Source organism: Acidobacteriota bacterium (assembly GCA_016208495.1).
In the GTDB taxonomy this organism is placed as follows: Bacteria; Acidobacteriota; Blastocatellia; order Chloracidobacteriales; family Chloracidobacteriaceae; genus JACQXX01.
In genome coordinates this window covers 15,418-37,174 of record JACQXX010000054.1, presented here as the reverse complement: position 1 = coordinate 37,174, position 21,757 = coordinate 15,418, and the positions used below count along the sequence as shown (strand labels likewise).

Below are 21,757 nucleotides of genomic sequence, written 5' to 3'. Positions count from 1 at the left end.
GATACACTATAAAATGGCTTTTTGGTGGTCCCCGGTTTCTGGGGGTTCCTATGACTATTTTGATTGCGGCAACTGACCTGATTTTTCCACTTTTGGAAACAATTCCTTCACGAGCGATCCCAATACTGGATCCTGTTCCAATTCAAGTTGTGATTTAGCATCGAGTTGTTTGAAGCCGCGTTCCAGTGCCGGGCGGGCATCACGCCGCATGCTGACCTGCTGGCGGGCCAGTTCAAGCCAGTAGGGTGGAGCGTCTTCAACCTGGGTCGCTTCGATCAAGGTGCCAAGCGCTGCAAATGGTTGGTTTTGCTGGCGGTAAATATCAGCCCAGACGAGGTAGCCATCGGCTGGAATGCGGGCTTTGGGAATGCGGCCTACTGGAATGTCACGCATCCATTTTTGAGCTTCAGCCAGATTTTTTTGTTGCAGGGCAATGCGGGCCAGTCCAATCTGGGGCTTGGCCTGGTCTGGATTATGCTGGAGGCTTAACTGAAACATCTGGGCGGCTTCGATCAATGTAGCCTGGGCATCGGTTCCTTTGCCACTTCGGGCCTGTTGGTTTGCTGTCTGGAGTTTCAGCGTGCCAAGTATCCGCCAGGCTTCAGGATGAAATGGATTGGCTTCAAGGGCTGCAACTGCATACGGCAAGGCTTTCTCAAGTTGACCAGTCTGGACATAAAGATCGGCCAGGTCCAGGCTGGTATCGGCCCCAAAATCCATGGTGTATGCCTGGGTGAGCCACTTTTCTGCTTCCGGGTAATTGCGGCTGGCGAGAAAATGTTTTCCATACCGTGCCACCAGCGGGCCGGAATATCGCGTGGTTTGGATTCCCAGGAGCAATGGCGCTCCGGCGTCGCCGCCAGTTTTGCTTTCAAGGATCGAAGCGACCTCAAAGATCCGCAGATATCGGTCAGATCGGGCCAGGGCTCGTTCATAGGTCTGACGAGCCGCGGTGTACTGACCGGCATCAACCTGGGCTTTCATCAAATTGCCCAGTGCCAGTTGATCACTCTCTGAGTTTTGAGTGATGTGTGTCCATAAGGTCAGATCATTTTGCCAGATTGGGATTGTGGAGAGTGTCTTCCCACCCAAAAACAGCGTCAGAATCAGGCCAGTTACCCAAATCATTTTGACTGAGTACTGACTCAGCCACAGAGCCAGTGGAAACACCAGACCGACAAGTGAAACATACAGATAGCGGTCTGCTGGGAGGATTGTACCGGGTACCAGATTGAGCATCGGGGCCAAAAAGGCCAGGAACCAACCAAATCCAAAAAACCAGACACGGTTCTGTTGCCAGCTTTTGACCATCCCAGCAAGGCATCCTCCGACCAATATGATTGAGAGAAGAACCATTGCCGGGCTATTGGTGATCCGGGTATGGCGTGGCAGCAAGGTTACTGGCCAAAAAACTTGCTTGAGGTAGAACATCAAATCCAGTAGCGGGTTGGTCAAAAACTCCAAGGTGGTCAACTGGACTGCCTGGGATCTTCCAGTTGAAACCAGTTGCGAATCAATCGCCAGCCAGGCAAAGAGCAGGCTCAACCCAAAAAATGGGACATATGAGAGCATCACTCCGCGATCAATGGTCCGTCGGCGATATACATCCAGCAAAACCACCGCTCCGCACAACGGTACCCACTGCGCTTTTGATGCCAGCGCCCCGATATACATCAGCAAACTCCCAAGATACCAGGCCGAGACCAGTGGTGGAGACTGAGAGGAAGTCGAATCAGAAGCTGGTTGTTCAAGATTTTCAGCGAACGGGATGGGCGGACGGTATCCTTCAGGTTGCCCAGTTTTGGCATACATCCACATCGCAGCAAATCCAAACGCGGCTGACAGTACATCTTTGCGCTGGGCTAGCCAGACGACATTTTCAACTCGGGTTGGATGAATCGCAAATACCAGTGAGGTTAACCAGGCGACTGATGGGCGAGACGTCAACTCATAACAAAACAGGAAAACAAACACTGTCGCTATCCAGTGCAGCAGAATATTGGTTGTCCGAAACCCAGCCGGTTCCAATCCCCATAGATTGTAATCAATCATGTAGGAGATGCGCTGCAAAGGGTTGTAATTGATAAAGTAGTAGCTTCGAAAGATGGCTTGAATATGATCCCAGTCCAAAACTCGAATTGCGTAGTCGCGCAGAATATAGGTTTCAGAGTCATACTCAAGCAGCTCAAAGTTCAGCGCCAACCCAAACACCGCCAGAATCACCCCACCCAGCACAACCGTGGCGAGCAAGAAAAGGTGTCGTGTCGAAAGATTGAAGAAGGGGAAGGCGAATGCTGGCGAGGAAACAGAGTTGGTTTCGGCAGGGTGGTTTTCCATGGAGTGCCTGGTGACTGGTGCTTTGTACCTGGTGCTTAGTGCTTAGGAATCAGTATCTTCGAAGAATAGCCAGGAACGAAACACCAGGCACCCGTAACTAAAAAATATCCGCTGGATTGACGCGCACCGGTTGACCCGTGGCGATAGACTCGCAGATTTTCAGCGTGGTGAGCGTAGTCAAGGCCAGCGAACGGAAGGGAATCGGGCTTTCCTTGCCTTCAGCCACCGCTTTGATAAATGCCTCGACTTCGTTGCGGTGACCTTTGTCCTGAGCCCCGCCTTTGAGGGTTTCAGTTTTGCCATGGCGGGTGAAACTTCCCTGAACATAATCGTCAATCACGGCCACGGAGTTATCGCCGTAATATTCGACCCGTTCTTTGGGGAAGCTGGTATCGCCAACCGCAATGTAAGTAATGTGCCCAACCGACCCATCCGAAAGTTTGATCACGATTTGAACCGTGTCGGCATCGGTATTTTTTTCGCTTCCGGACGAAACCGTTTCCGCAAAGACCCGCACTGGTTCGGCCCCGGTCAGGAACTGGATCATATCTACAAAGTGGCAAACTTCGCCCATGATGCGTCCGCCGCCTTCGTGCGGATCCTGAATCCAACTGTCTTTAGGAATAAACCCGGCATTGACGCGATAGCTAATGGTAGCCGGACCGCTCCGTTTGCCGATTCGTTGTTTGATGGTTTGGGCCAGCGGAGAAAACCGGCGATTAAAGCCAACCAGCAGAATCTGTTCGCTTTGAGCGTGAACTGCCACAATTTCCTTGAGTTCCTCTTCTGTCAAACACAGTGGTTTTTCAACAAACACGGCGGCGCGACTTCGCAGGACCTCCATTGTCATCTGTGCGTGCAGATTGTGCCGGGTCGCAATAAAGACCGCGTTGGTTTTGCCGTCGGTGAGAAGTTCGCGAAAATCAGACGAACAGTATTCAAACTTGAACCGGCTGGCGGTGTTCTTGGCTGAAATACCGGTTGAGGTCACCACGCCGGTCAGGTTGACTTTCGAAATCGCTTTGAGCGGCGGCAGGAGCGTCGCGGTGGCAAAATTCCCGGCGCCGATGAAGCCAACGCCGATGTCACCTGATTTGGGTTTCCCCGCCGCGCCCGCCGTGAGCAATTTTCTAATCGGCGGTGTCCCAGCCGGAGCTTTTGGATATTCAATCAGGACGCCGCAGACGGGTTCGTTGGTTTTGCCCAGAATGACGTCATAGGCGTCGCGGGCACGTTCGACCGAAAACCGATGCGAGGTCAAGAAGTCGGTTTTGACGGCGCCGCTGGCCACCAGCCGGAGAAATTCCTCCATGTTGCGGCGTTCAGTCCAGCGCACATAGCCGATAGGGTAATCAATTCCGCCTTCTTCATAGACCGGGTCATAGCGGCCTGGTCCATATGAGCGCGAGAGACAGAGTTCAAGCTCTTTGCGGAAATAGTACTCGCGGGGAATGTCCATTTTGACCGCGCCGACCACCACCACGCGGGCCCGGTCCCGAGCCAGTTCCCCGGCAAGTTCAACCGGGTCAGCCTTTTCAGTGCTTGCCGTGAGGATAATTGCATCGGCGCCGCGTCCATAGGTGAATGCTTCGCACTGGGCCTTGAGTGTGTCTTCACTGCGCAGGCAGACGGCATCGGCGCCTGATTTTTTCGCCAGTTCGAGAACTCTTGGTGACAGGTCAATGCCAAACACCCGGCATCCAGCGGCTTTGAGCAGTTGCACGGTGATCTGGCCAAGCAATCCCAGCCCAATCACGACCACACAGGAACCGAGTTCGACTTTGGCCTGACGGACACCCTGCATCGCAATGGCGCCCAGCGTGGTGTAGGCCGCCGCGTCCAGCCCGACACCTTCCGGGATGCGGGTACAGAGGTTGCGCGGAATGAAGTTGATTTCAGCGTGTGAGGCATAACCGACACCGGCACAGGCTACCAGATCGCCGGGGCGAAATTCGTCAATCCCGTCGCCGACTTCAAGCACAATTCCGGCAGAGCTGTACCCAAGGGCCTTGGTGGCTTCGAGTCGGGCCGTTACTTTTTCATAGGTGCTGCGCAATCCTTCGCGCCGAAAGGTATTCCAGACCTGTTTGACCAGGTCAGGCCGTTTGAGCGCTTTTCCAATCAAAGAACTCTGGCCGGTTTCAACCGTGGTGCGTTCGGTGCCAACGCTGATCAGTGAGTAGGCGGTGTGGACCAGCACACCGCCCGGTTTCAAGGCAGGAGGGGGCAGTTCTTCGACGAGAAGTTCCCCAGTTTTAAAGTTTTGGACGATTTGTTTCATTCGATTAGGGCTGAGGGCTGAGGGCTGAGGGCTGAGGGCTTTTCAACCAGTGAAATCTGGCATTTTCTACCCTCAGCCCTCAACCCTCAACCCTCTTTTTAGTAGACCGGTACCGTGGGATCAACATCGTGCGACCAGAGGTCAATCCCTCCATACAGGTTGTTCAATTTCTGGAAACCGTTGTGGTACATAAACATACACGCCTGCTGGCTGCGCATGCCGTGGTGACAATACACCACGTATTCTTTGGTTTTATCGAGTTCCTTGACCCAGGTGTGAATCTGGCTCAACGGACGAAAGACGGCGCCTTCAAGGTGGTTAAATTCAAATTCCTGCCGCTCGCGCACGTCGAGCAACACAATTGTGTCACCAGCATCAAGGCGGGCTTTGACTTCTTGAGGTGTGAGTTGTTGAAAACTGGCCATAGGATGAGGGTTCCGGGTTCCGGGTTTTCAGAAGGGATGAGGGATGAGGGATGAGGGATGAAAAAAATGCCTCTGTCTCCTTGTCACCTATCCAGGTTTTCGCCGCGTAGCGGTGGCTGAATTGAGGCAGGTCGTTTACGGCCTGAAAGGCAAAAAGGACGAAACCGGTATACAGGGCCAAAGTTCGAAAACCCTGAGCCTCAGATGACAGAATGACCAGGGGATTTTTTTCATCCCTCATCTTTCATCCCTCATCCCTTCAGAACCCCTGACCCCTGATTTCGTCAGCCATTCTTCACCAAACCAGCCCGATTCTTCAAGAAGGCATAGATGGGAACGCCGCTCAACACAATCAAAAGCCCCGGCCAGGTCGTGGCTGGACGGTAGATAAAGAGGACCACCAGGATCACGCTCGCACCGATCAAATACAGCGCTGGGACAAATGGATACCCGACAGTTTTGTATGGTCGTTCCGCATGTGGACGCGTCTGGCGCAACCGAAACACCGCCAGAATGGTCAGGATATAAAACAACACCGCCGCCGACACAATGTAATCAAGCAGGTTGCCATAGAGGTTGCCGTAGGTTTTGCTTTGAACGTCAAAGGTTCGTGGCAGCACCAGTGTCGCGGCCCAAATTCCCTGAATCATCAAGGCCCAGCCAGGAACTTTCGCGCTATTGAGACGTCCCGCCGCCGCAAAAAACAGGCCGTCTTTGGCCATGGCGTAGTAGGCCCGCGCCCCAGCCAGAATGATTCCATTCAGACAGCCAAAGGTCGAGATCATAATCGCCACAGCCATCACCATGGCGCCCATGCCAGGGAAAATGGCGTTGATGGTGGCGGTCGCGACACGGTCTGACGGTGCATTCTGGATTTGCTCCAGCGGCAACACGGCCAGATAGGCAACGTTGGCCAGCAGATAGAGCGAAATCACGATCAAGGTGCCAAGTGCCAGCGAAAGCGGCAGATTCCGTTGTGGGTTGCGCACTTCACCAGCCGTAAACGTGATGTTATTCCAGGCATCGGCTGAGAAGAGCGACCCAACCTGCGCAACGCAAATCCCGACAAAGAGGCCGAAAGTTGTCGTGACATCCAACCCAGGGACAATCGGTGTGAAGCTGCGCGGTGTCCAGAGATTCCCAAAATTGGCATTGGCCGCCGTGGCGTTCCATCCGACCAGCAACCCCAGCAAAATCAACCCCAGCAAGGCGCCGGTTTTGGTGATGGTAAAGATATTCTGGACAATCTTGCCATATTCCAGCCCACGGGAATTCATCCAGGTCAGAAAGACAATCACCAGGATTCCGACCAGTTGGGCTGAGGACAGGGACACCGCATAGCTGCTCGTAATGTGTCTGGGTGAAATGAGATAGCTGGTTTCTGAAACCGGAGACCACAACACGCCCAGAAATCGAGCAAAGGCCACGCCAACTGCTGCAATGGTGCCGCACTGAATGACCATAAACAGCGTCCAGCCGTAGAGAAACCCCCACATTGGCGAAAATGCTTCGCGCAAATACACATACTGTCCACCAGCGCGTGGCATCATGGCGGCCAGTTCGCCATACGACAGCGCTGCGGCAATTGTCAGAATGCCTGTGACGACCCAGGCCGCCAGCAACCAGCCTGGGCTCCCGAGGAGTCGCGCCATATCCGCCGAAACAATAAAAATACCGGAGCCGATCATGACTCCGACCACCACCATCATCGAATCAAAGAGTCCGAGACCTTTGGCAAATTCTGTTTCTGAAGACGTCTTGTGGGCAGTTGACGGGGCTACCCCATCGGTCGAAGTGGACATAGTGTTGTGATTCCTTCCAGGCAGAGTTTGAAATTTGAGAACACCAAAGCGAGAAAAATCGGGCTGAGAAAACCAGGGCTGAGGGCTTGGGGTTGAGGGCTGAAAACATCGGGCTGAAGAATTGGTTTTATTTCATCCCTCGATTGCCCCAAGCCCTGGTTTTCTCAGCCCCAAGCCCTCAGCCCTGGTTTTTTCAACTCACTCCAATTCGCAATCGTGGGAGCGTGCGCTCCGGCTGTTCGGGAACTGGTGCAGGAATCGTGCCAACGTGCCGGGCGCCCATTCGCTCATAAAACGGAGCCGCAAACGGGTCGGCATCAATCAGAAGGCTGGGAATTCCGGCGGCGCGGGCCGTTTTAACTGCGTGTTCAAACAACTGGCGACCAATTCCCGTGCCGATGGATTCTGGCCGCACCCAGCAATGTTCGAGAAACCAGTCTGATCTCTCCTGGGTAAGTGCATAAAATCCAAGGATTTGATCATTTTCGCAGGCTGCAAAGACCAGGTGAGTGTTGATGAATTCCGGTGTGATGGTCAGTGATGACTCCCACGCCGCCAGCCAGTGTTCCGGATAGTTCCAGTACCGTTTGGCAGCGTGGGCAAGACTGGTAAGGTGGTTGGCGTCTGAGGCAAGCGCCTGGCGAATGAACATTTTCGGGTTCAGGGTTCAGGGTTCAGGGTTCAGGGTTCAGGGTTCAGGGTTCAGGGTTCAGGGTTCAGGGTTCAGGGTTCAGGGTTCAGGGTTCAGGGTTTCGAATTTTTAGTCCTTTTGATCCCTTATGTCCTTTATGTCCTTTGATCTGGCCTGGTCCCTCATCTGGCGTTAGCTAACTTTCTGAAAAAGCCCACAAACGGCACCTGCCGGATCGCGGATGACACAATATTTCCCATGTTCGCCGGCTGATTTCGGAGCAACCAGAACCTCGCCGCCGAGTTCAACACAGCGGGCCATGCTCTGTTCCAGGTCAGCCACCGTGATGTAAATCAGCCACTGCGCGGGCAATCCAACGTTGGTGCCACGTGCGTGGCAAACGCCTGCAACCGGAGCACTTCCCGGTGGATGCATGCAATAGTCGTTGTAGTCGCCCATGCTGATATCGCTGGTTTCCCAACCAACGACTGACTTATAAAAATCACGGACGTTGTCTGCATCTTCAATGGTCAGGTCAATCCATCCAATTTTGCCGAGTTCAATTTGCGGAGTTTCGCTCATATGTGAGTTCCTTTCTGTGCTGGTTAAAGAGTTCCTTTGAGATAGTGCTGCCGACGATCTTCAGGAAATCGCTCAATCGCGTACCGAAGCATCGTGCGCGGCATAACGGAGTAATGTTTTTGAAGGAACCCTTCCAAAATTGCAAGGTCCCGCTTGCCAGTTTCGCGAAGCATCCAGCCCACGGCCTTATGGATGAGGTCTTCGCGGTCAGAAAGGAGCTGGGTCGCGACGGTCAGCGCATCGTCAAAGTGATTGCGCCGGATGAAGTAAAAAGTGGCAATCATGGCAATTCGGCGTTCCCAGAGGTTTTCCGAAACAGCCAGTTCAGTCAGGCGTGAACGGTCAGTTTGTTCAAACAGCCAGCCTCCGACGATAGATGTTGCCGACGCATCCACCAGATCCCAGTTGTTGATCAGGCGGGTGTTTTGCAGGTAAGTGTCATAGATCGTCTTTTTCGTCTGGGTGTTACCTTTTTCAAACTGACGAACCCAGATGAGCAATGCGAGCATGCGTTCCTCGTGAACTTCAGAGGCCAGGAGTGTCAACGTATTGTCCATGGAAAGCGTCTGGAATTCACGGACGACCTGACGCAGAAACGGCACCGTGAGTCCCAAAAACACATCGCCAGCGCCGTACCCACCAGGGCCAGTTTTGAAGAACCGCTGCAAAATTTTGGCTTTCTCAGGGTTGGCGGCTTCCCTGAGCTTGAGGTGAATAGCGTCGAGCAAGATGTTTGAAACTCCGTTGGGATGTGACGGTTAGCCTGAACGGCGGAAGGTGCGCCAAACAATACTGAAGTGACCGGTATGGCGCAAGTCATCCGAATGAAGAGCAATCAGTTATTGAAAGCAGAACCGTCTTTTTCTCAATTTTGGACTGATTCGGAGTTTGATCTTCGAGTGCGGAAAGGAAATGAGGATCAGGCTGGAGATGGAAAAAAAGGCCAAAGAAATATGGATTTTTCAATCGCTTCACTATTTCTCTGGCCTGAATCTGTTCTTTCAACGTGTTCATTTTTGGGGATTGTTAATCCTCTGAATCAAAAATATATTTTTTCCCATTGAATTTAAAGTAGTTGGTGTATCCATTGTAGCCCTGGAAATAACTCGACTTAAGGTTGTACATTCCATTGGTTTTGTGTTTCAGGACATGAAAACCTAGTCCATAGGTTGTCAGTACCACTTTGTACCCGTTTGGTGTTTTGAGCAAAACCCAGTATGGACCACCATGGCCTCCCCACAGACAACTGAATTCTTCGCTCGTTACCACAATCAAATCACGCTGGCCATCTCGATTCAGATCAATTTCAGAGGCGAGCAACGCTGGTCGGGCAAGCTGTATCAGTTGGCGACTTGGTAAATGCGGAGGCTCATCGTAACTATCTCCATACTCTTCGGAATCAAAGCATTCAAATACTTCGCGACTCTTCTTATCTCGAAACATCGCTTGAAAGGCTGCATCGGGGATTCGAACTGGGCGAATCACTTTTGGTGATCTGTCTTCAAATCCAAAGTCAGTTTGCACATTTTTTAAGCGAAGATGGGGCGGTCCTGAATCTTCTACTTCTTCCGGTTCATCAGTGGTTATTGCTTCGACTGATTGAGACTGAATTGCCGGCTCAGGATTGATCGGAGCAGGTAGTTCTTGTGGTGCTTGAGATTGGGAAGTCGGTTCCACAATGACCGGGGTTGCCCCAGCCAGAAATTTTACCGGTTGTCGAGGGGCCGATTGTTCTTGAGAATAGCTGGTCTGGATGACGATCACGCTGACCAATATCAGCGAAAGAATGAGTAAGGTGAAATACGATTTCATCATTGCCTCCAAATGGATGATGGTTGGATATGTTTTCTGAGAAATCAGATAAAGTATTGAGAAAAGAAGCTTTAAAGTAGTCAGTACCGACCCGGAAACGCGATCTGGTTTTGAGCTTAACCCTCAGCTTGTTTATTTGTTTCGGAAAGAAGCCAGATGCTTTTTGTATACTTCGACAATTTCCGTCATAGACTTATGATGTTGGCCATAGGGAGAACCTGGGAAACTTGCCCATTCACGATTCCCATTCCGGAACGCACCCTCATAATTCCTGGTTAACAGTGGACGAATCATCTCTCTCCGAACCATTCGTGCGATGGCACCCAGTTCCTGGGAACGAGGGCTAAAGTCAGGAAAATGATAAATCTTTTGTACTTCTTCCCAGGTTGAATACACGAGTTGAAAGCGCCCGGCTGCACTACTGAGCTTTTCTCCTTTTTTCCAATCCACATAAATCTGCGGATGTTCATCGAGTGAGATCACGATTTCACGGCTGGATTTGCCGATAAACTCTTTATATTTCCCATTCGGCGTTTGTTTAACGATACCAATGACAATTCTTCGATAGTCATCATTTAAGCCCTCTGCCCAGGCAATGGTTTCCAACATGGCACGAATTTGGGGAAAGGTTGAAAGGGTTTGCAAGACTGGGACTGTTTTGGTGTTACAGAGAATATCCAATGCCTTGGCCGCAAGCGCTTTCATGGTTTCGCCTTGGGGAAGCATCATGTTCAGTTCGCGTTCTTTCCCTTGAATTCCCTCTCGATTTTGCAGAGTTTCGATGAGCAGGTGGATATACCCTTCATCATTGGTTCCGTTTTCCGGTAATTCCGAAAAGTATGGGGCTAAAGAACCATGAGCATGTCTGATGAGAACATTGAAAAGCTCCTGAACCAGCAACACATCACTGCGGTAATTCGTCGCTATAAACGGGTCACGATTTTTCTTCTTGGCGATTGCACTCAGAAGCGTTGGCACTTCGACTGGTTTGCCCTTCACAATTGCTTTGACGGTAGGTCGGCTTCCCATTTGAACTCCTCGAAACAATAGGTCATATAAAGTTGATCTTTCGTGTAAGTTACAAAGGCAACCTCTGTGCCATATATGTTCAAATGGTTTGGTTGTTTGCTTAAACTATTGTAATGAAAGATTTTAGTTGTGGTTCTATGTCTGACTGCACTTGAGCTGGTAAGTCGAGAAAGAAATTAATTCAATTGGACTTAATTAAATTAAATGCGATGACTGGATCGGATTGAGCCTGGGACTGGCGCTTCCTGCTTCCCAAAAGATATGCTCTGTGGCATCTGGTCAGGTAGAATTTTCCAAACCCTGGCGGGATGACAAATGACAGAATGACAAGGTGACAGAATGACAAGGTGACAGGGATTTTTTTCATCCCTCATCCCTCATCCCTTGGTTTCATCCCTCATCCCTTCAGAAACCCTGAACCCTGAACCCTGAACCCTGAATTGTCTTATGCAGCACAACACGACTCGCTCTTATTTTGCCTTGATTGGAACTGGTGTTTTTTTTCTTGCCGGCGGCTGGCTCCTCGGCACCTGGATGCATGGTGTTGAAGCTCGCAGCCTCGCTCCAAAAGCTGTCTTTGCTCAGGATGCCCGCTTTGATACCTGGCTTCGCGACCTGAAAGCGCCGGAACGTGAAACCCGTCGCCGCGCGGTTGAAGAACTCGGGCGCTCTGGTGACGAACGGGCCGTGGCGCCACTGGTTGAGGTGCTTCGCAAAGACGCTGATTTTCTGGTTCGGTCGGCTGCGGCTGAAAGCCTCGGGACGCTCCGCAGTAAAGCTGCTGTTCAGCCGCTCCTGGAGGCCATGTCGAGCCAGCAGAGCGAAGTTCGCGGGGCGGCGGCGCTGGCACTTGGCCGACTTGGCGATCAACAGGCGGTGGTGCATTTGCAGGCGGCGCTCCGGGATACAGACGCCTTTGTGCGTTCCAGTGCCCTCAAATCATTGGGCCGACTTGGGGCCGCCAGTAGCGTGAGCGCCATTGCGGCTGCACTCCAGGATGCCGAACCCGAAGTCCGAACCAGTGCCGCCGAAGCGCTTGGGTTTATTGGGAATGCCTCGGTGGTGGAACCGTTGCTCAAAGCTATGACGGATCCAAGCCCGTATGTCCGCAGCCGGGCCGCGCTGGCAATTGGAAAAATCGGCGATGCCCGCGCAATTGAACCGCTCATCGAAGCCTTGAAAGACAGTGATCGGATTGTCCGCTCAACCGCCGCCGAAGCTCTGGCTGGTTTCAAAGACCGCCGGGCGGTGCGTCCACTGGTTGAATTGCTCTATGACCGCGATGTGTTTGTGCGAACCAACGCCGCGTTTGCCCTTGGGAAAATTGGCGATGAAGCCGCCGTCGAAAACCTGACGGAACTGCTCCGTGATGAAGATGTCCGGGTGCGCAATCGGGCCCTTGACGCCATTGGGAGCATTGCCGCACCGCGCAGCCTGGATGTCGTCCTCGAAATGCTCAAAGACAATGACAAAGTGGTGCGGGGAACGGCAATTCAGGCGCTGGGGAACTATTCAGATTCCCGTTCGACCGATGCGCTGCTGCAATCACTTTCTGAAAGCGATGCCGGGTTGCGCCGCCGGGCAATTGATGGACTTGGGAAAGTCGGTGATGCCAGAGCCTTACCGGCGCTCCAAACGGCGTTGAGTGACCAGAATGCCGCTGTGCGAGCCGGTGCGGTGCTTGCCTTTGGGAAAATCGGTCGTGAACAAGCCATTCCAAACCTGCTCACTGCATTACAGGAAACCGATGCCCAGGTCCGAAACGCAGCGGCCTTTGCCTTGGGGCAGATTCGAACCCCCGAAGCGCTCAAAGGTGTGTTGACCCTGGTTGGAAAAAACGATGCCGGACAGCTTGCCCAAGGACGTGCGACATTCGATGCTTTCTTTAAAGCCTATGGGGAAAGCGCCAAGGATGTTGAATTGCACACCAAAGCGGCTGACCCGATTTTGCGACGCGGGGCGCTGGTCGCGCTTGATACCTTGTTGAATGCTCCTGAAGCAACCAGTGCGCTCCAGGCAGCTTTAAAAGATTCGGCCAAAGACATTCGCCTGCTGGCGGTTGATGGGCTCCTGCGGCGCAAAGTTCACGCGAGCGGAGACACGTTGCTCGCACTCCTGACCAGTGAGAAAGAAGCCGATGTTCGCAGTCAGGTGGCGATTGCCCTGGGTGAACTGGCCAATCGAGGCAATCCACGATTGCCGGAGACCCTTCGGCGGGCGCATCGAACGGATGCCAGCCCCGATGTGCGTGAAAAAGCTGGAATGGCACTGGACCAGCTCGGGATTGCCCGTCTGGATGTGCCAGGCGTTGGAAAAGAACCGAAGGTCGCGGCTGTGACGACTCCAACCACGACTCCGGGTGACCCAACGCTAACAGCTTCCAGACCACAGCCACCTAAACCGCAGCCACCGAAAGTTGAACCGCAGCCAGTTCCTGATCCAAAAACTGAACCAGCCGAACCAAAGGCGGATATTGCGAGTTCAACCACGCCGACCACAACCCCGGTGACCAAATCATCCAAAACCGGCACCGCCACCTTGCCGCCAGTCGTGGCAAGTTCAAAACAACCAGGGAAGCCCACGCCGTCAGCAACCAAACCCGCTCCGTCTGGAACTGGAAAAGAAACCACGCCGAAAATCGGATCAAAACCGGCTACGAAACCTGCCGATGAGCCGTTGATTGCGCGCACTGAGCCGTCAAAACCAGCCCCGACTCGTCCAGCGACCAAATCAACGGCGGCTTCACCTGGAGCCAAACCGGCAACCAAACCACTTCCGCCGCCGCCGGCTGCTTCAACGGCAGCCACCCGCGCGGCGGTGATTGCCGCCAACGAAGCCGCAATTCTGGATGTTATGCGAATGTTGCTTGAAGCCGAAGAAACCTATCAGGCCGGGGCTGGTGAAGGTGAATATGGCGGCGTGCTGGATCTGGTGGCCGAAAATCTGATTCACGAAGAGTTTGCTTCGGGCGAAGTCAGCGGCTATCGGTTTTCGCTCTACGTGAGTCAGGCCAGTGACCACGCCAAAGCAAGTTTCTTTGTGCTGGCAACGCCGGTTGGATTTGAAGAAACCGGACGCCGGTCATTTTTCATGGATGCCTCCGGGATGACCCGCACCCGTGACACCCGCACCGGCGTCCGGCTGGAAGAAATTTTCAGTGCCTGGCCGCAGACGGCCTTGAGGTAGGTAGGGCTGAAAAAACCAGGGCTGAGGGCTTGGGGCCATAAGCGCCAGGATAAGAAAGCCCGTTCCCTTTCCGTTGGTATTGAATGACGTTCTGGCGCATCCAAAGCGATGCTGACCACCGGCTAACTTTGCTCCATCCCTCCGGGATGAGAACCAAAAACCGACACGTGAAAGCTGGTGGCTCGGAGCTGAAGAAGACGGCGGAAGAACTGGTTTTATTTCATCCCTCATCCCTCATCCCTCATCCCTTCAGTCGCCCCAAGCTCTCAGCCCTAAATCGGGTGAAACGCCAAAAAACTCGCCCAGTGCTTTGGCCTGAGCTTTGCTCGGGGAACGCTTGCCATTGATGATTTTAGAGGTTACGCCTCGTGATCCCAACACCGGCAATAAGTCACGTTGTCGTAACTGGCGGTCACGCATCAGGAATTGAATAATTTCCTTCTGTAAATTTTTCCTTGATGGGTTTCTTTGGAACAAGCTGAAACCTTGAATTTTCAACCTATTTCGAAAGAATCCATCACGGAAAAATTTACAGAAGGAATTCTTCGATAACCCCATTATTTCACAACCGGCATCTTCTCGGTTTTGCCCATTCCCCAGTCTTTGAACTCCTGAAATGCCTTCATGCTTGGCCAGCATTCGGGTTCGACATCGTTTCCGATTTTTTCGAGCAGAACTTTGAGGGATTCACGGTCCTGTGCCCAAAAGGCAAATTTCGCGGTGGTGTGCAACGCATCAATATTGCGACCATAGAGTTCCTCCGTTGCCAGATACCCATCACGCATCAACAACCAGGAAATGTTGGTTTCATTGAAGTAATCCTCTGGTTTGTAATAATCAAGCTGCGACATGGCAATGCGGTAATAAAGTGATGCACCCTCTTTGCCACCGATTTTGAGACGGGTTTCTTCAGCAAAGGCTTCCCAATCGCCTTCCTCTCCATACCAGCGCGGGAGCAGGTAATAGGCTTTAGCGGTATAGTAGCCAAAAAACTTTGGTTCAAAGGCGGTTGCTTCGTTAAAAAGTTGATCGTATCGTGCTATTTCCCACCCCTGTCCAAGCGCAACCGTTTGCATGGTGTAGTACCACATTGGGCATTTCACTGGGAGTGCTTTGGCTTTCAGCAGCACTTGTTCGGCAAGGTCGAGCCGTTCATGGAACATTTTCCACTGGGCATCGCTGACGTGAGGGGCTGTTTCAATCCCACGGCCAAACCAGGCATATCCAGTCAGTGCATCGGCATGGAGCACCTGTGCCGTGATCGAGTTTGGAGATTGTTGCGCCCATCCTTCTACCTTTTTGAGGTATGTTTGCCAGTCCGTTTCGGTTGGTTCCTCACCATCAGGAATATCCAGTGGGGAATCAAGTACATAATACAGCCGAAAGATTTTCCAGCTACCACCAGCCGTGAACCTGGCTTTGGATTTGCGCAACTCGCCAGCAAGCTGGTCAAGTTCGGCAAATTTGTTTTGCTTGAACAGGTCAGTCACCTGTTTTTGAAAGTCCGAAAATTCTTTGTGTTGTTGTTGGATGGCAGGAGTTGGAACGATGTCAGACGGCGGTCTTGGTTTCCGCTTCTGAGCTTTTTTGGCTTTGGCTGGTTTCTGGGACTCGTATGCCTGCTGGATGATTTCTGGAAGGACCTGTTGCACCACCACTCCGACGACAACAACAAAGAGGACCACGCACAGGGCGATCAATACCGCGAGACGGCCTTGGGATTTCATACCATTCTCCTTGAAAAAGAAAGAGTTACCAGTTTTGCAGACGTGATCTGCTCAGTGGCAAGCATTTAATGGCTTGGTTATGTGTGATGGCCAGTAGTTTAGCGCAGTCAGATGTTGGATTCCAGGCAAAAAAACAGCTTTGAGTCAAACCGGATTTGGTTTGAGGTTTTCTCAACAACAACCGACCACAATCAGGCAAATTCGGCTTTGCGAATAGTGCAGAACAGACAATAATGGCGCTTCCTGAATTTCATCCAGAAAAAGGTAGGCTGCACCGTATGCGGAAAGATGCCATTGAATTCTTTACCTCCCGATACCACATTACCCACGATGATTTGAACAAGCTCCTGGCTGAAGCGCTCGGCAAGGGCGGAGACTACGCGGACCTGTATTTTGAATACCGTCAAAGCAACAGCGTGTCGCTCGAAGAGCAAATTGTCAAAACCGCCAATCAGTCCATTTCGCAAGGCGTTGGCGTGCGAGTTAACGTCGGTGAAAAAACCGGCTATGCCTACACCGATGAAATCAGCGTCGAGAGCATCCGGCGAGCGGCCCAAACGGCGGCCTGTATTGCCAAAGAAACGGCGACCAGTGCCAGCGTCAACGTGTCGGTGCGTCCCAATGCCCACGATTTGTATGCGATTCCGCTGGCCATCAGTGAACTTCCAGTCGAACACAAGATCGAAATGATCAAGCAGATTGACCAGAAGGCCCGCGCCTATGACCGGCGCATCCGCGAAGTCCAGATTGGGTTTGCCGATGAATACAAAGTGGTGATGATTGCCACCAGCGATGGAATCCTGGCCGGAGACATCCAGCCGCTGGCTCGTGTCGGGGTCAACTGCATTGCCGATGCCGACGGCAACCGGCAGTCAGGTCGGGCTGGAGGCGGAGGACGCTATGGAATGGCACACTTCGAGTCTGAATTGAATCCAGATGTGCTGGCAACGGAAGCGGCGCGTCAGGCGATTTTGCAGCTTGATGCGGTGGACGCTCCGGCAGGGACGATGGAAGTGGTGCTGGGACCGGGCTGGCCGGGGATTTTGCTCCACGAAGCCATCGGACACGGTCTCGAAGCCGATTTTAACCGCAAGGAAACCTCAGCCTTTTCAAACATGATCGGCAAACGGGTCGCTTCGGATCTTTGTACAGTGATTGATGATGGGACAATTCCTGGGCGACGTGGTTCACTCAACATTGATGACGAAGGAATGCCGACGTCGCACACGGTGTTGATTGAAAAGGGGGTTTTGCGGGGCTATATCAACGATGCCCTGAACGCCCGGTTGATGGGGGCCGAACGAACCGGAAATGGACGGCGCGAGAGTTACCACCATATTCCCATGCCTCGGATGACAAACACCTACATGCTCGGCGGTGCGGACCATCCGGAAGACATCATTCGGAGCGTGAAAAAAGGGCTGTATGCCGTGCAATTCGGCGGCGGTCAGGTAGACATCACGAGCGGCAAGTTTGTGTTTTCGGCCAGCGAAGCCTACCTGATTGAAGACGGCAAAGTGACGGCCCCAGTCAAGGGCGCCACCCTGATTGGCAATGGACCGGACGTCCTGACCAAAGTTACCGCCGTTGGCAACGATATGTCACTTGACACCGGCGTCGGCACTTGCGGCAAGGACGGCCAGAGCGTCCCAGTCGGAGTTGGCCTCCCAACCATCAAAATCTCGGAAATTACCGTTGGCGGCACCCGGAGCTGAAAAATCCTTGGGCTGAAGACATCGGGCTGAAGAAGATGGGCTGAAGAAGACGGGCTTGGGGCTGAAGACTCATGAGTTGACTGATCCCACTCAAGATGAAGACTGGGGAACTGGCGGGTACCACTCAACGTGGAGTATCTGGCCCTGAACCCTGAACCCTGAACCCTGAACCCTGAACCCTGGTGGTATGATATTTCCATCCGACTCCCTAAAACCAACTTCTTCAGCCCGAAGTCTTCAGCCCCCAGCCCAATGTCTTCCGCCCGACTTCTTCCGCCTGATTTTTGGAACTCACTGCTACTGTCAAAGCGTTTCGCAACCGAACACTCCTGAGTTCTTCCAAAAAAATCACACAACATTGAGATTCCGGTTTCGTGAGGCAGAAAAACTTATGACAGATACTCCGCAAGTCCCTTCCTATGGTGTGCCTGGCGACCCAGGCCCAAAAAATGCCACCGCCCCAGCCGTCGAACCACCCAAAATGACGACCTGGCAACGGTTGGCGAATATTTTTCTTTCACCGGGTGAAGTCTTTGAGGACATCAACCGCAAACCTGATGTTATCCTGCCGCTGATTTTGACCACAGTGCTCTCGCTTGGCTTTTATATGGTTGTCAACTGGCAACTCAAGCTGGATCCCTATGAAGTGGCCAAAGCTGGCGTTGAAAAACAGCTTGAAGCGCAAGGCAAACGAATGCGTGACTTGAGCGAGAATGAACGCCAGGCGTATGAACAAGGGATTCAGGTCAGCGTCACAATCCAGAAATATGCGTTTATTCTGGTTCTGGTCCTTGTCCCGCTGGCCATTACTTTCTTTTCCGGAGTTTATTACATTGGTTCTTTGCTGATACGCGGGCAGACTTCGTTTGTAAAGGTTCTGTCTGTAATTTCCTACGCGAGCTTTGTAACCGACTTTGTGAAAGGGCTATTGACCGTTTTGATTGTAGCCATTCGTCCGCCGGACATGGATGCAATTTTGCAGCAGAACCTTGTTGCCAGCAATCTGACCATTCTGGCATCACGAGGCACCCCCCAGTGGCTGTTTACCCTGTTTCAGCAGTTCGACTTTTTCACGATTTGGTTTATTTCATTGGTTACGATTGGGTTAGCGGCAATTTGTTACAAGAAAAAGCCGCTCCAGATTGCCTGGTTGCCATTTGGATTATGGGCGATTTGGATTGTGGTGCGTGTTGCATTGGCGTTCATCTTCACCGGCGGGAAATAAAAACACTTGCCTGAAAGAATGTTCCTCGCTAGGATGCCTGCTTGCCAGTCAAGCAGGCATTTTGCATTTCAAGGTTGATTGGTTTTCGGTTTCATATGGGCCTTTAGCTCAACGGTCAGAGCAGCGGACTCATAATCCGTTGGTTGTAGGTTCGAATCCTACAAGGCCCACCTTTAGAATCAATTAGTTACCACTAACTTTCTTTTTATTTGTATTGCTCTACACAGATTTATACACAGAAATACTGTGAGCTTATCAGTTTCCGTTGGTTGATGGTTGGCTCTGTGTAAGCTTAAACCCAGACACACCAGGCATTGTTTTGAGGTTGTCCAGCAACTTTATCCATAAATCTTTACAACCAAACTACGGTAGATTAAAGTTAAACTCTATGCGGAAAACAAACCTCAAATCAGCTACGCTCTACCTGACGGAATCAGAACTCGCCGGATTGAAACGTGAGGCCAGTGATCACGGGGTCACGCTGTCGTATTTTCTGCGGGCACTGATTGACCAGTACACGCCCTATCAGTTACCCCCACTCAACCGTCAGGGTGCACCGTTTGAAAACATCAACCGAAAAGGCAAAACCAATGAACACCAAACCCACGATTGAAACAATTCTGTTGCTCCTGCAAGAGTTTCGCGCTGAAACTAATACCCGGTTTGACCGGTTGGAACAACGGTTGAACGACATGCAGGCTGAACTTACACGCGTCAACCGCAAGATTGCAGTCCTCAGTGACGACACGGTTGGACTTCGTGCGGATGTGGCTGAGCTTCGAGATCAACAGGAAAAACTGACGGGTGCGGTGAACTCACTCTTGCCCACCAAAATCCTGTAATCAACGCCTCTCGGCATCTAAGAATCGTTCCACTTTCTGCGACCGCAGATTTTTCTTTCCTATTGCCGCTGCCTGAAAAATCCAGTGTGCTCAACTCGGCATTTAATCAAAAGATTGCTCATCCCCACCGGTTGTTAACTAACGCATCTAACGAAGGTCCGTGTTCGGCGCGCCCGCCGCCCTTTTCACTAGCCCACAATGCCAGAGCCGTTGCCAATACCAGGTCGTCGTGCTGGCCTTCGCGCCATGCGCCGTAAGTGTCATTCGCGGCGTCCGTTATTTTCACCTGAAAATTGATCAATTCCTTGACCAGTACTTCCGCTTCGGGCAATTCAGCCGCAATCCGTAACTGTCGAGTTTGCAACGCCACTTGCACCAGTGACACCAGTTCCCGCTTGGGAACGTGGTAAAAGCCGTCGTTGTGAGATTCCTTGCTGCCAGCCACAATCTGAACCGGTCTGATGAGGGCGTCTGTCTTGACGTTCCAGAACAAATCCACCACCGGGCGACCAACGCCCGTGCCGTCAATCGCAAGGGTGGTGTCAGCATGACGTAACGGCGGCTGGTTCAGCATCGCGGTGACTTCCCGCACGATGGTGGGGTAACTCGTCCGGAGTTTCCATCGCTGCAAGTGGCGGACTTGTTGGACAACAACATCACCCCCGTTGGTTTCAATCCGTTCAATGATCGTCAGGGCCGTGTAGTCTTTGCTCTGCCCAAGGTCAAGCCCAAGGAAGAACTGAGGAGGGTCAGAATGCCATAAGCTCATAGGTCGTCTCCGTAGTGGGGAACGGGTCACATATGCCCACGCATCGAGACACCCGTTCCACAGGGTTTGAAAAGTCATGATTCACTCCACAAAGGCTTGACGCTGGTATCCAGCACCGCCTGAATGGCTTCGTAGGAAAAGACGGAATCCAGGGTTTCTTCGAAGGAGCACAGGTACTCTTGCCGGAAGTCACGGTCACCTAAAGCTTTGCGTTCGGATTCCAGAAACTCCTTGCTGATGCGCGGGCATTGTTCCGCCGTGACCTTGACTCGTTTCCAGTTCGGTCCGCCGTTGGACCATTCCTCATGGAAAAACCCGCGTTTGCCATAGGGGGTGGACAGCAACACCAGCCGTCCTTGACTGACTGCCAACATTGGGCGAACGGCACGGTAGAGGTCATCCGGCACGCGGGACGCTTCATCCACAACCAGCAAGTTGACACTCGAAAACCCTCTGATTGTGGCTTCTTTGCCCGGAAGCGCACATATCCGGCTTCCGTTGTTGAAGGCCATTTCCAGCGCCGATTCCTGACGGGCCTTCACCACCGGGACATTCTCGCTGAGTCGCTGGTACTGTCGTTTCAGCTTGTCATTGAACAGTTCTTTGGATTGGCGTTCAGCCGGAGCCAAAAGCAGGATGAGCGAACGGGGATAGAACAGCGCCTGGTGCAATGCCAAAAATGACGTGACGGTGCTCTTTCCGGCTTGCCTGCTACACAGCAAGATGTTTTGGGGTGAAGGCGAGCACAACAAATCGGCTTGCCAGATATCCGGATGGAATCCAGAGCACCGGGCGAACAACAACGGGTCAAGCGCCATCGCTAAATCACTCGCAATCATCAACGGGTCTCCAAAAGCATCAGACGCGCCGCCACCTGAGCACGGGCGTCTGGAAAGGGTCCGAGTGCCTCAAGAATGGCGGCACGCACCGCGAGCCATTCAGGAGCAACCAGAATGTTGACGGTTGTCTGGTCGTTCAACTCGCCTAATAACCGGGCTTCCAACTCAAGTTGCTTTTCGGCACGCGCAATGGCCTTCAATGCCAGATGTGGGTCGTCATCCGCTTTCGCTGCCTTTAGGATGTCTCTGGTTTCCTGGTTCAATGCCTGAAGTCGGTCAAGCAAGGTGTCTGCCTGGATGACTTCCTGGACGTCTTTGGCTCTGATCAGTGCTGCCGCGATGTGGTCTTTGTGCCGTAAAAGGGCTTGGGGGCTTGTTCCGGAATGTTCCGCAATGTTCCGTAACGACACCCCTTCAATCAGCATCCGGTCAATTTCTTCTCGTTTTTGATGAACACAGATTGTGCATGGTCGTGGCATGGCTTTTAGCGCTTTTCTTTTTTCGAGTGAACAGGTTATGCCCTTGCTGAAAATGACGGTTCGAATCAGGCTCAAA

20 protein-coding genes and 1 tRNA gene are annotated in these 21,757 nt (G+C 52.4%); 7 read left to right on the top strand and 14 right to left on the bottom strand.

Annotated elements, in window-relative coordinates; translation table 11 throughout:
• Nucleotides 1-54 precede the first annotated feature (54 nt).
• From HY774_09215 to HY774_09185, 7 genes are all read right to left on the bottom strand, one after another.
• Complete coding sequence (locus tag HY774_09215; protein MBI4748658.1) at nucleotides 55-2,337, bottom strand: tetratricopeptide repeat protein; 2,283 nt, start codon at nucleotides 2,335-2,337, stop codon at nucleotides 55-57.
• Nucleotides 2,338-2,434: 97 nt separating this feature from the next.
• On the bottom strand, nucleotides 2,435-4,618 hold the full coding sequence (locus HY774_09210; protein ID MBI4748657.1) for a bi-domain-containing oxidoreductase: 2,184 nt from the start codon (nucleotides 4,616-4,618) through the stop codon (nucleotides 2,435-2,437).
• A 98-nt stretch (nucleotides 4,619-4,716) separates the two neighbouring features.
• The gene (locus HY774_09205; protein ID MBI4748656.1) at nucleotides 4,717-5,043 is read right to left on the bottom strand and encodes a sulfurtransferase; all 327 of its coding nucleotides are present in this window, start codon (nucleotides 5,041-5,043) and stop codon (nucleotides 4,717-4,719) included.
• A 284-nt stretch (nucleotides 5,044-5,327) separates the two neighbouring features.
• Nucleotides 5,328-6,845 carry an amino acid permease gene (locus tag HY774_09200; GenBank protein MBI4748655.1) on the bottom strand — a complete coding sequence of 506 codons (1,518 nt, stop codon included), beginning with the start codon at nucleotides 6,843-6,845 and terminating at the stop codon, nucleotides 5,328-5,330.
• Nucleotides 6,846-7,038: 193 nt separating this feature from the next.
• Nucleotides 7,039-7,497, bottom strand: coding sequence for a GNAT family N-acetyltransferase (locus HY774_09195; GenBank protein ID MBI4748654.1), 459 nt, complete (start codon nucleotides 7,495-7,497; stop codon nucleotides 7,039-7,041).
• Between the two features lie 171 nt (nucleotides 7,498-7,668).
• Nucleotides 7,669-8,058 (bottom strand): VOC family protein, encoded by a 390-nt coding sequence (locus HY774_09190; GenBank protein MBI4748653.1) that lies wholly within the window; start codon nucleotides 8,056-8,058, stop codon nucleotides 7,669-7,671.
• Between the two features lie 23 nt (nucleotides 8,059-8,081).
• Nucleotides 8,082-8,789 (bottom strand): DNA alkylation repair protein, encoded by a 708-nt coding sequence (locus HY774_09185; protein ID MBI4748652.1) that lies wholly within the window; start codon nucleotides 8,787-8,789, stop codon nucleotides 8,082-8,084.
• A gap of 75 nt (nucleotides 8,790-8,864) precedes the next feature.
• On the opposite strand from HY774_09185, the gene HY774_09180 reads away from it, so the two are divergent.
• Nucleotides 8,865-9,122 carry a hypothetical protein gene (locus HY774_09180; GenBank protein ID MBI4748651.1) on the top strand — a complete coding sequence of 86 codons (258 nt, stop codon included), beginning with the start codon at nucleotides 8,865-8,867 and terminating at the stop codon, nucleotides 9,120-9,122.
• Here the strand turns inward: HY774_09180 and HY774_09175 are convergent.
• Complete coding sequence (locus HY774_09175; GenBank protein ID MBI4748650.1) at nucleotides 9,085-9,870, bottom strand: hypothetical protein; 786 nt, start codon at nucleotides 9,868-9,870, stop codon at nucleotides 9,085-9,087. The two genes, HY774_09180 and HY774_09175, sit on opposite strands and share 38 nt — an antisense overlap.
• A 132-nt stretch (nucleotides 9,871-10,002) precedes the next feature.
• On the bottom strand, nucleotides 10,003-10,899 hold the full coding sequence (locus tag HY774_09170) for a glycoside hydrolase family 104 protein (protein ID MBI4748649.1): 897 nt from the start codon (nucleotides 10,897-10,899) through the stop codon (nucleotides 10,003-10,005).
• 447 nt (nucleotides 10,900-11,346) lie between these two features.
• On the opposite strand from HY774_09170, the gene HY774_09165 reads away from it, so the two are divergent.
• Nucleotides 11,347-14,085 carry a HEAT repeat domain-containing protein gene (locus HY774_09165; GenBank protein ID MBI4748648.1) on the top strand — a complete coding sequence of 913 codons (2,739 nt, stop codon included), beginning with the start codon at nucleotides 11,347-11,349 and terminating at the stop codon, nucleotides 14,083-14,085.
• 249 nt (nucleotides 14,086-14,334) lie between these two features.
• On the opposite strand, the gene HY774_09160 is transcribed toward HY774_09165, so the two are convergent.
• Together HY774_09160 and HY774_09155 are read right to left on the bottom strand one after the other, a co-directional pair.
• Nucleotides 14,335-14,583, bottom strand: a complete 249-nt coding sequence (locus HY774_09160; protein MBI4748647.1) for a hypothetical protein — start codon at nucleotides 14,581-14,583, stop codon at nucleotides 14,335-14,337.
• A gap of 59 nt (nucleotides 14,584-14,642) precedes the next feature.
• Nucleotides 14,643-15,812, bottom strand: coding sequence for a DUF4034 domain-containing protein (locus tag HY774_09155; protein MBI4748646.1), 1,170 nt, complete (start codon nucleotides 15,810-15,812; stop codon nucleotides 14,643-14,645).
• Between the two features lie 278 nt (nucleotides 15,813-16,090).
• Here HY774_09155 and tldD point away from each other — a divergent pair, with 278 nt between their 5' ends.
• The 5 genes from tldD to HY774_09130 all read left to right on the top strand — a co-directional run bounded on the left by tldD (nucleotide 16,091) and on the right by HY774_09130 (nucleotide 19,594).
• Nucleotides 16,091-17,527 (top strand): metalloprotease TldD, encoded by a 1,437-nt coding sequence (gene tldD / locus HY774_09150; protein MBI4748645.1) that lies wholly within the window; start codon nucleotides 16,091-16,093, stop codon nucleotides 17,525-17,527.
• Between the two features lie 391 nt (nucleotides 17,528-17,918).
• A complete protein-coding gene (locus HY774_09145) occupies nucleotides 17,919-18,752 on the top strand; it encodes a YIP1 family protein (protein MBI4748644.1) in 834 nt (277 codons plus the stop codon).
• 97 nt (nucleotides 18,753-18,849) lie between these two features.
• A tRNA-Ile gene (locus tag HY774_09140) sits at nucleotides 18,850-18,922 on the top strand.
• 218 nt (nucleotides 18,923-19,140) lie between these two features.
• Entirely contained in the window at nucleotides 19,141-19,365 is a 225-nt protein-coding gene (locus HY774_09135) for a hypothetical protein (protein MBI4748643.1), read from the top strand.
• The gene (locus HY774_09130) at nucleotides 19,343-19,594 is read left to right on the top strand and encodes a hypothetical protein (GenBank protein ID MBI4748642.1); all 252 of its coding nucleotides are present in this window, start codon (nucleotides 19,343-19,345) and stop codon (nucleotides 19,592-19,594) included. Before HY774_09135 ends, HY774_09130 begins: the two co-directional genes overlap by 23 nt.
• A gap of 118 nt (nucleotides 19,595-19,712) precedes the next feature.
• Here the strand turns inward: HY774_09130 and HY774_09125 are convergent, their stop codons facing one another.
• The 3 genes from HY774_09125 to HY774_09115 all read right to left on the bottom strand — a co-directional run bounded on the left by HY774_09125 (nucleotide 19,713) and on the right by HY774_09115 (nucleotide 21,681).
• Entirely contained in the window at nucleotides 19,713-20,363 is a 651-nt protein-coding gene (locus tag HY774_09125; GenBank protein ID MBI4748641.1) for a hypothetical protein, read from the bottom strand.
• A gap of 74 nt (nucleotides 20,364-20,437) precedes the next feature.
• The gene (locus HY774_09120; protein MBI4748640.1) at nucleotides 20,438-21,202 is read right to left on the bottom strand and encodes a terminase; all 765 of its coding nucleotides are present in this window, start codon (nucleotides 21,200-21,202) and stop codon (nucleotides 20,438-20,440) included.
• Complete coding sequence (locus HY774_09115) at nucleotides 21,202-21,681, bottom strand: hypothetical protein (protein ID MBI4748639.1); 480 nt, start codon at nucleotides 21,679-21,681, stop codon at nucleotides 21,202-21,204. Before HY774_09115 ends, HY774_09120 begins: the two co-directional genes overlap by 1 nt.
• Nucleotides 21,682-21,757: the final 76 nt, after the last annotated feature.

Excerpts from the sequence above, each read along its gene's own strand:
- HY774_09215 (MBI4748658.1), bottom strand. The coding sequence starts at position 2,337 with ATGGAAAACCACCCTGCCGAAACCAACTCTGTTTCCTCGCCAGCATTC.
- HY774_09210 (MBI4748657.1), bottom strand. The coding sequence starts at position 4,618 with ATGAAACAAATCGTCCAAAACTTTAAAACTGGGGAACTTCTCGTCGAA.
- HY774_09205 (MBI4748656.1), bottom strand. The coding sequence starts at position 5,043 with ATGGCCAGTTTTCAACAACTCACACCTCAAGAAGTCAAAGCCCGCCTT.
- HY774_09200 (MBI4748655.1), bottom strand. The coding sequence starts at position 6,845 with ATGTCCACTTCGACCGATGGGGTAGCCCCGTCAACTGCCCACAAGACG.
- HY774_09195 (MBI4748654.1), bottom strand. The coding sequence starts at position 7,497 with ATGTTCATTCGCCAGGCGCTTGCCTCAGACGCCAACCACCTTACCAGT.
- HY774_09190 (MBI4748653.1), bottom strand. The coding sequence starts at position 8,058 with ATGAGCGAAACTCCGCAAATTGAACTCGGCAAAATTGGATGGATTGAC.
- HY774_09180 (MBI4748651.1), top strand. The coding sequence starts at position 8,865 with ATGGCGCAAGTCATCCGAATGAAGAGCAATCAGTTATTGAAAGCAGAA.
- HY774_09175 (MBI4748650.1), bottom strand. The coding sequence starts at position 9,870 with ATGAAATCGTATTTCACCTTACTCATTCTTTCGCTGATATTGGTCAGC.
- HY774_09170 (MBI4748649.1), bottom strand. The coding sequence starts at position 10,899 with ATGGGAAGCCGACCTACCGTCAAAGCAATTGTGAAGGGCAAACCAGTC.
- HY774_09165 (MBI4748648.1), top strand. The coding sequence starts at position 11,347 with ATGCAGCACAACACGACTCGCTCTTATTTTGCCTTGATTGGAACTGGT.
- HY774_09155 (MBI4748646.1), bottom strand. The coding sequence starts at position 15,812 with ATGAAATCCCAAGGCCGTCTCGCGGTATTGATCGCCCTGTGCGTGGTC.
- tldD (MBI4748645.1), top strand. The coding sequence starts at position 16,091 with ATGCGGAAAGATGCCATTGAATTCTTTACCTCCCGATACCACATTACC.
- HY774_09145 (MBI4748644.1), top strand. The coding sequence starts at position 17,919 with ATGACAGATACTCCGCAAGTCCCTTCCTATGGTGTGCCTGGCGACCCA.
- HY774_09135 (MBI4748643.1), top strand. The coding sequence starts at position 19,141 with ATGCGGAAAACAAACCTCAAATCAGCTACGCTCTACCTGACGGAATCA.
- HY774_09130 (MBI4748642.1), top strand. The coding sequence starts at position 19,343 with ATGAACACCAAACCCACGATTGAAACAATTCTGTTGCTCCTGCAAGAG.
- HY774_09125 (MBI4748641.1), bottom strand. The coding sequence starts at position 20,363 with ATGAGCTTATGGCATTCTGACCCTCCTCAGTTCTTCCTTGGGCTTGAC.
- HY774_09120 (MBI4748640.1), bottom strand. The coding sequence starts at position 21,202 with ATGATTGCGAGTGATTTAGCGATGGCGCTTGACCCGTTGTTGTTCGCC.
- HY774_09115 (MBI4748639.1), bottom strand. The coding sequence starts at position 21,681 with ATGCCACGACCATGCACAATCTGTGTTCATCAAAAACGAGAAGAAATT.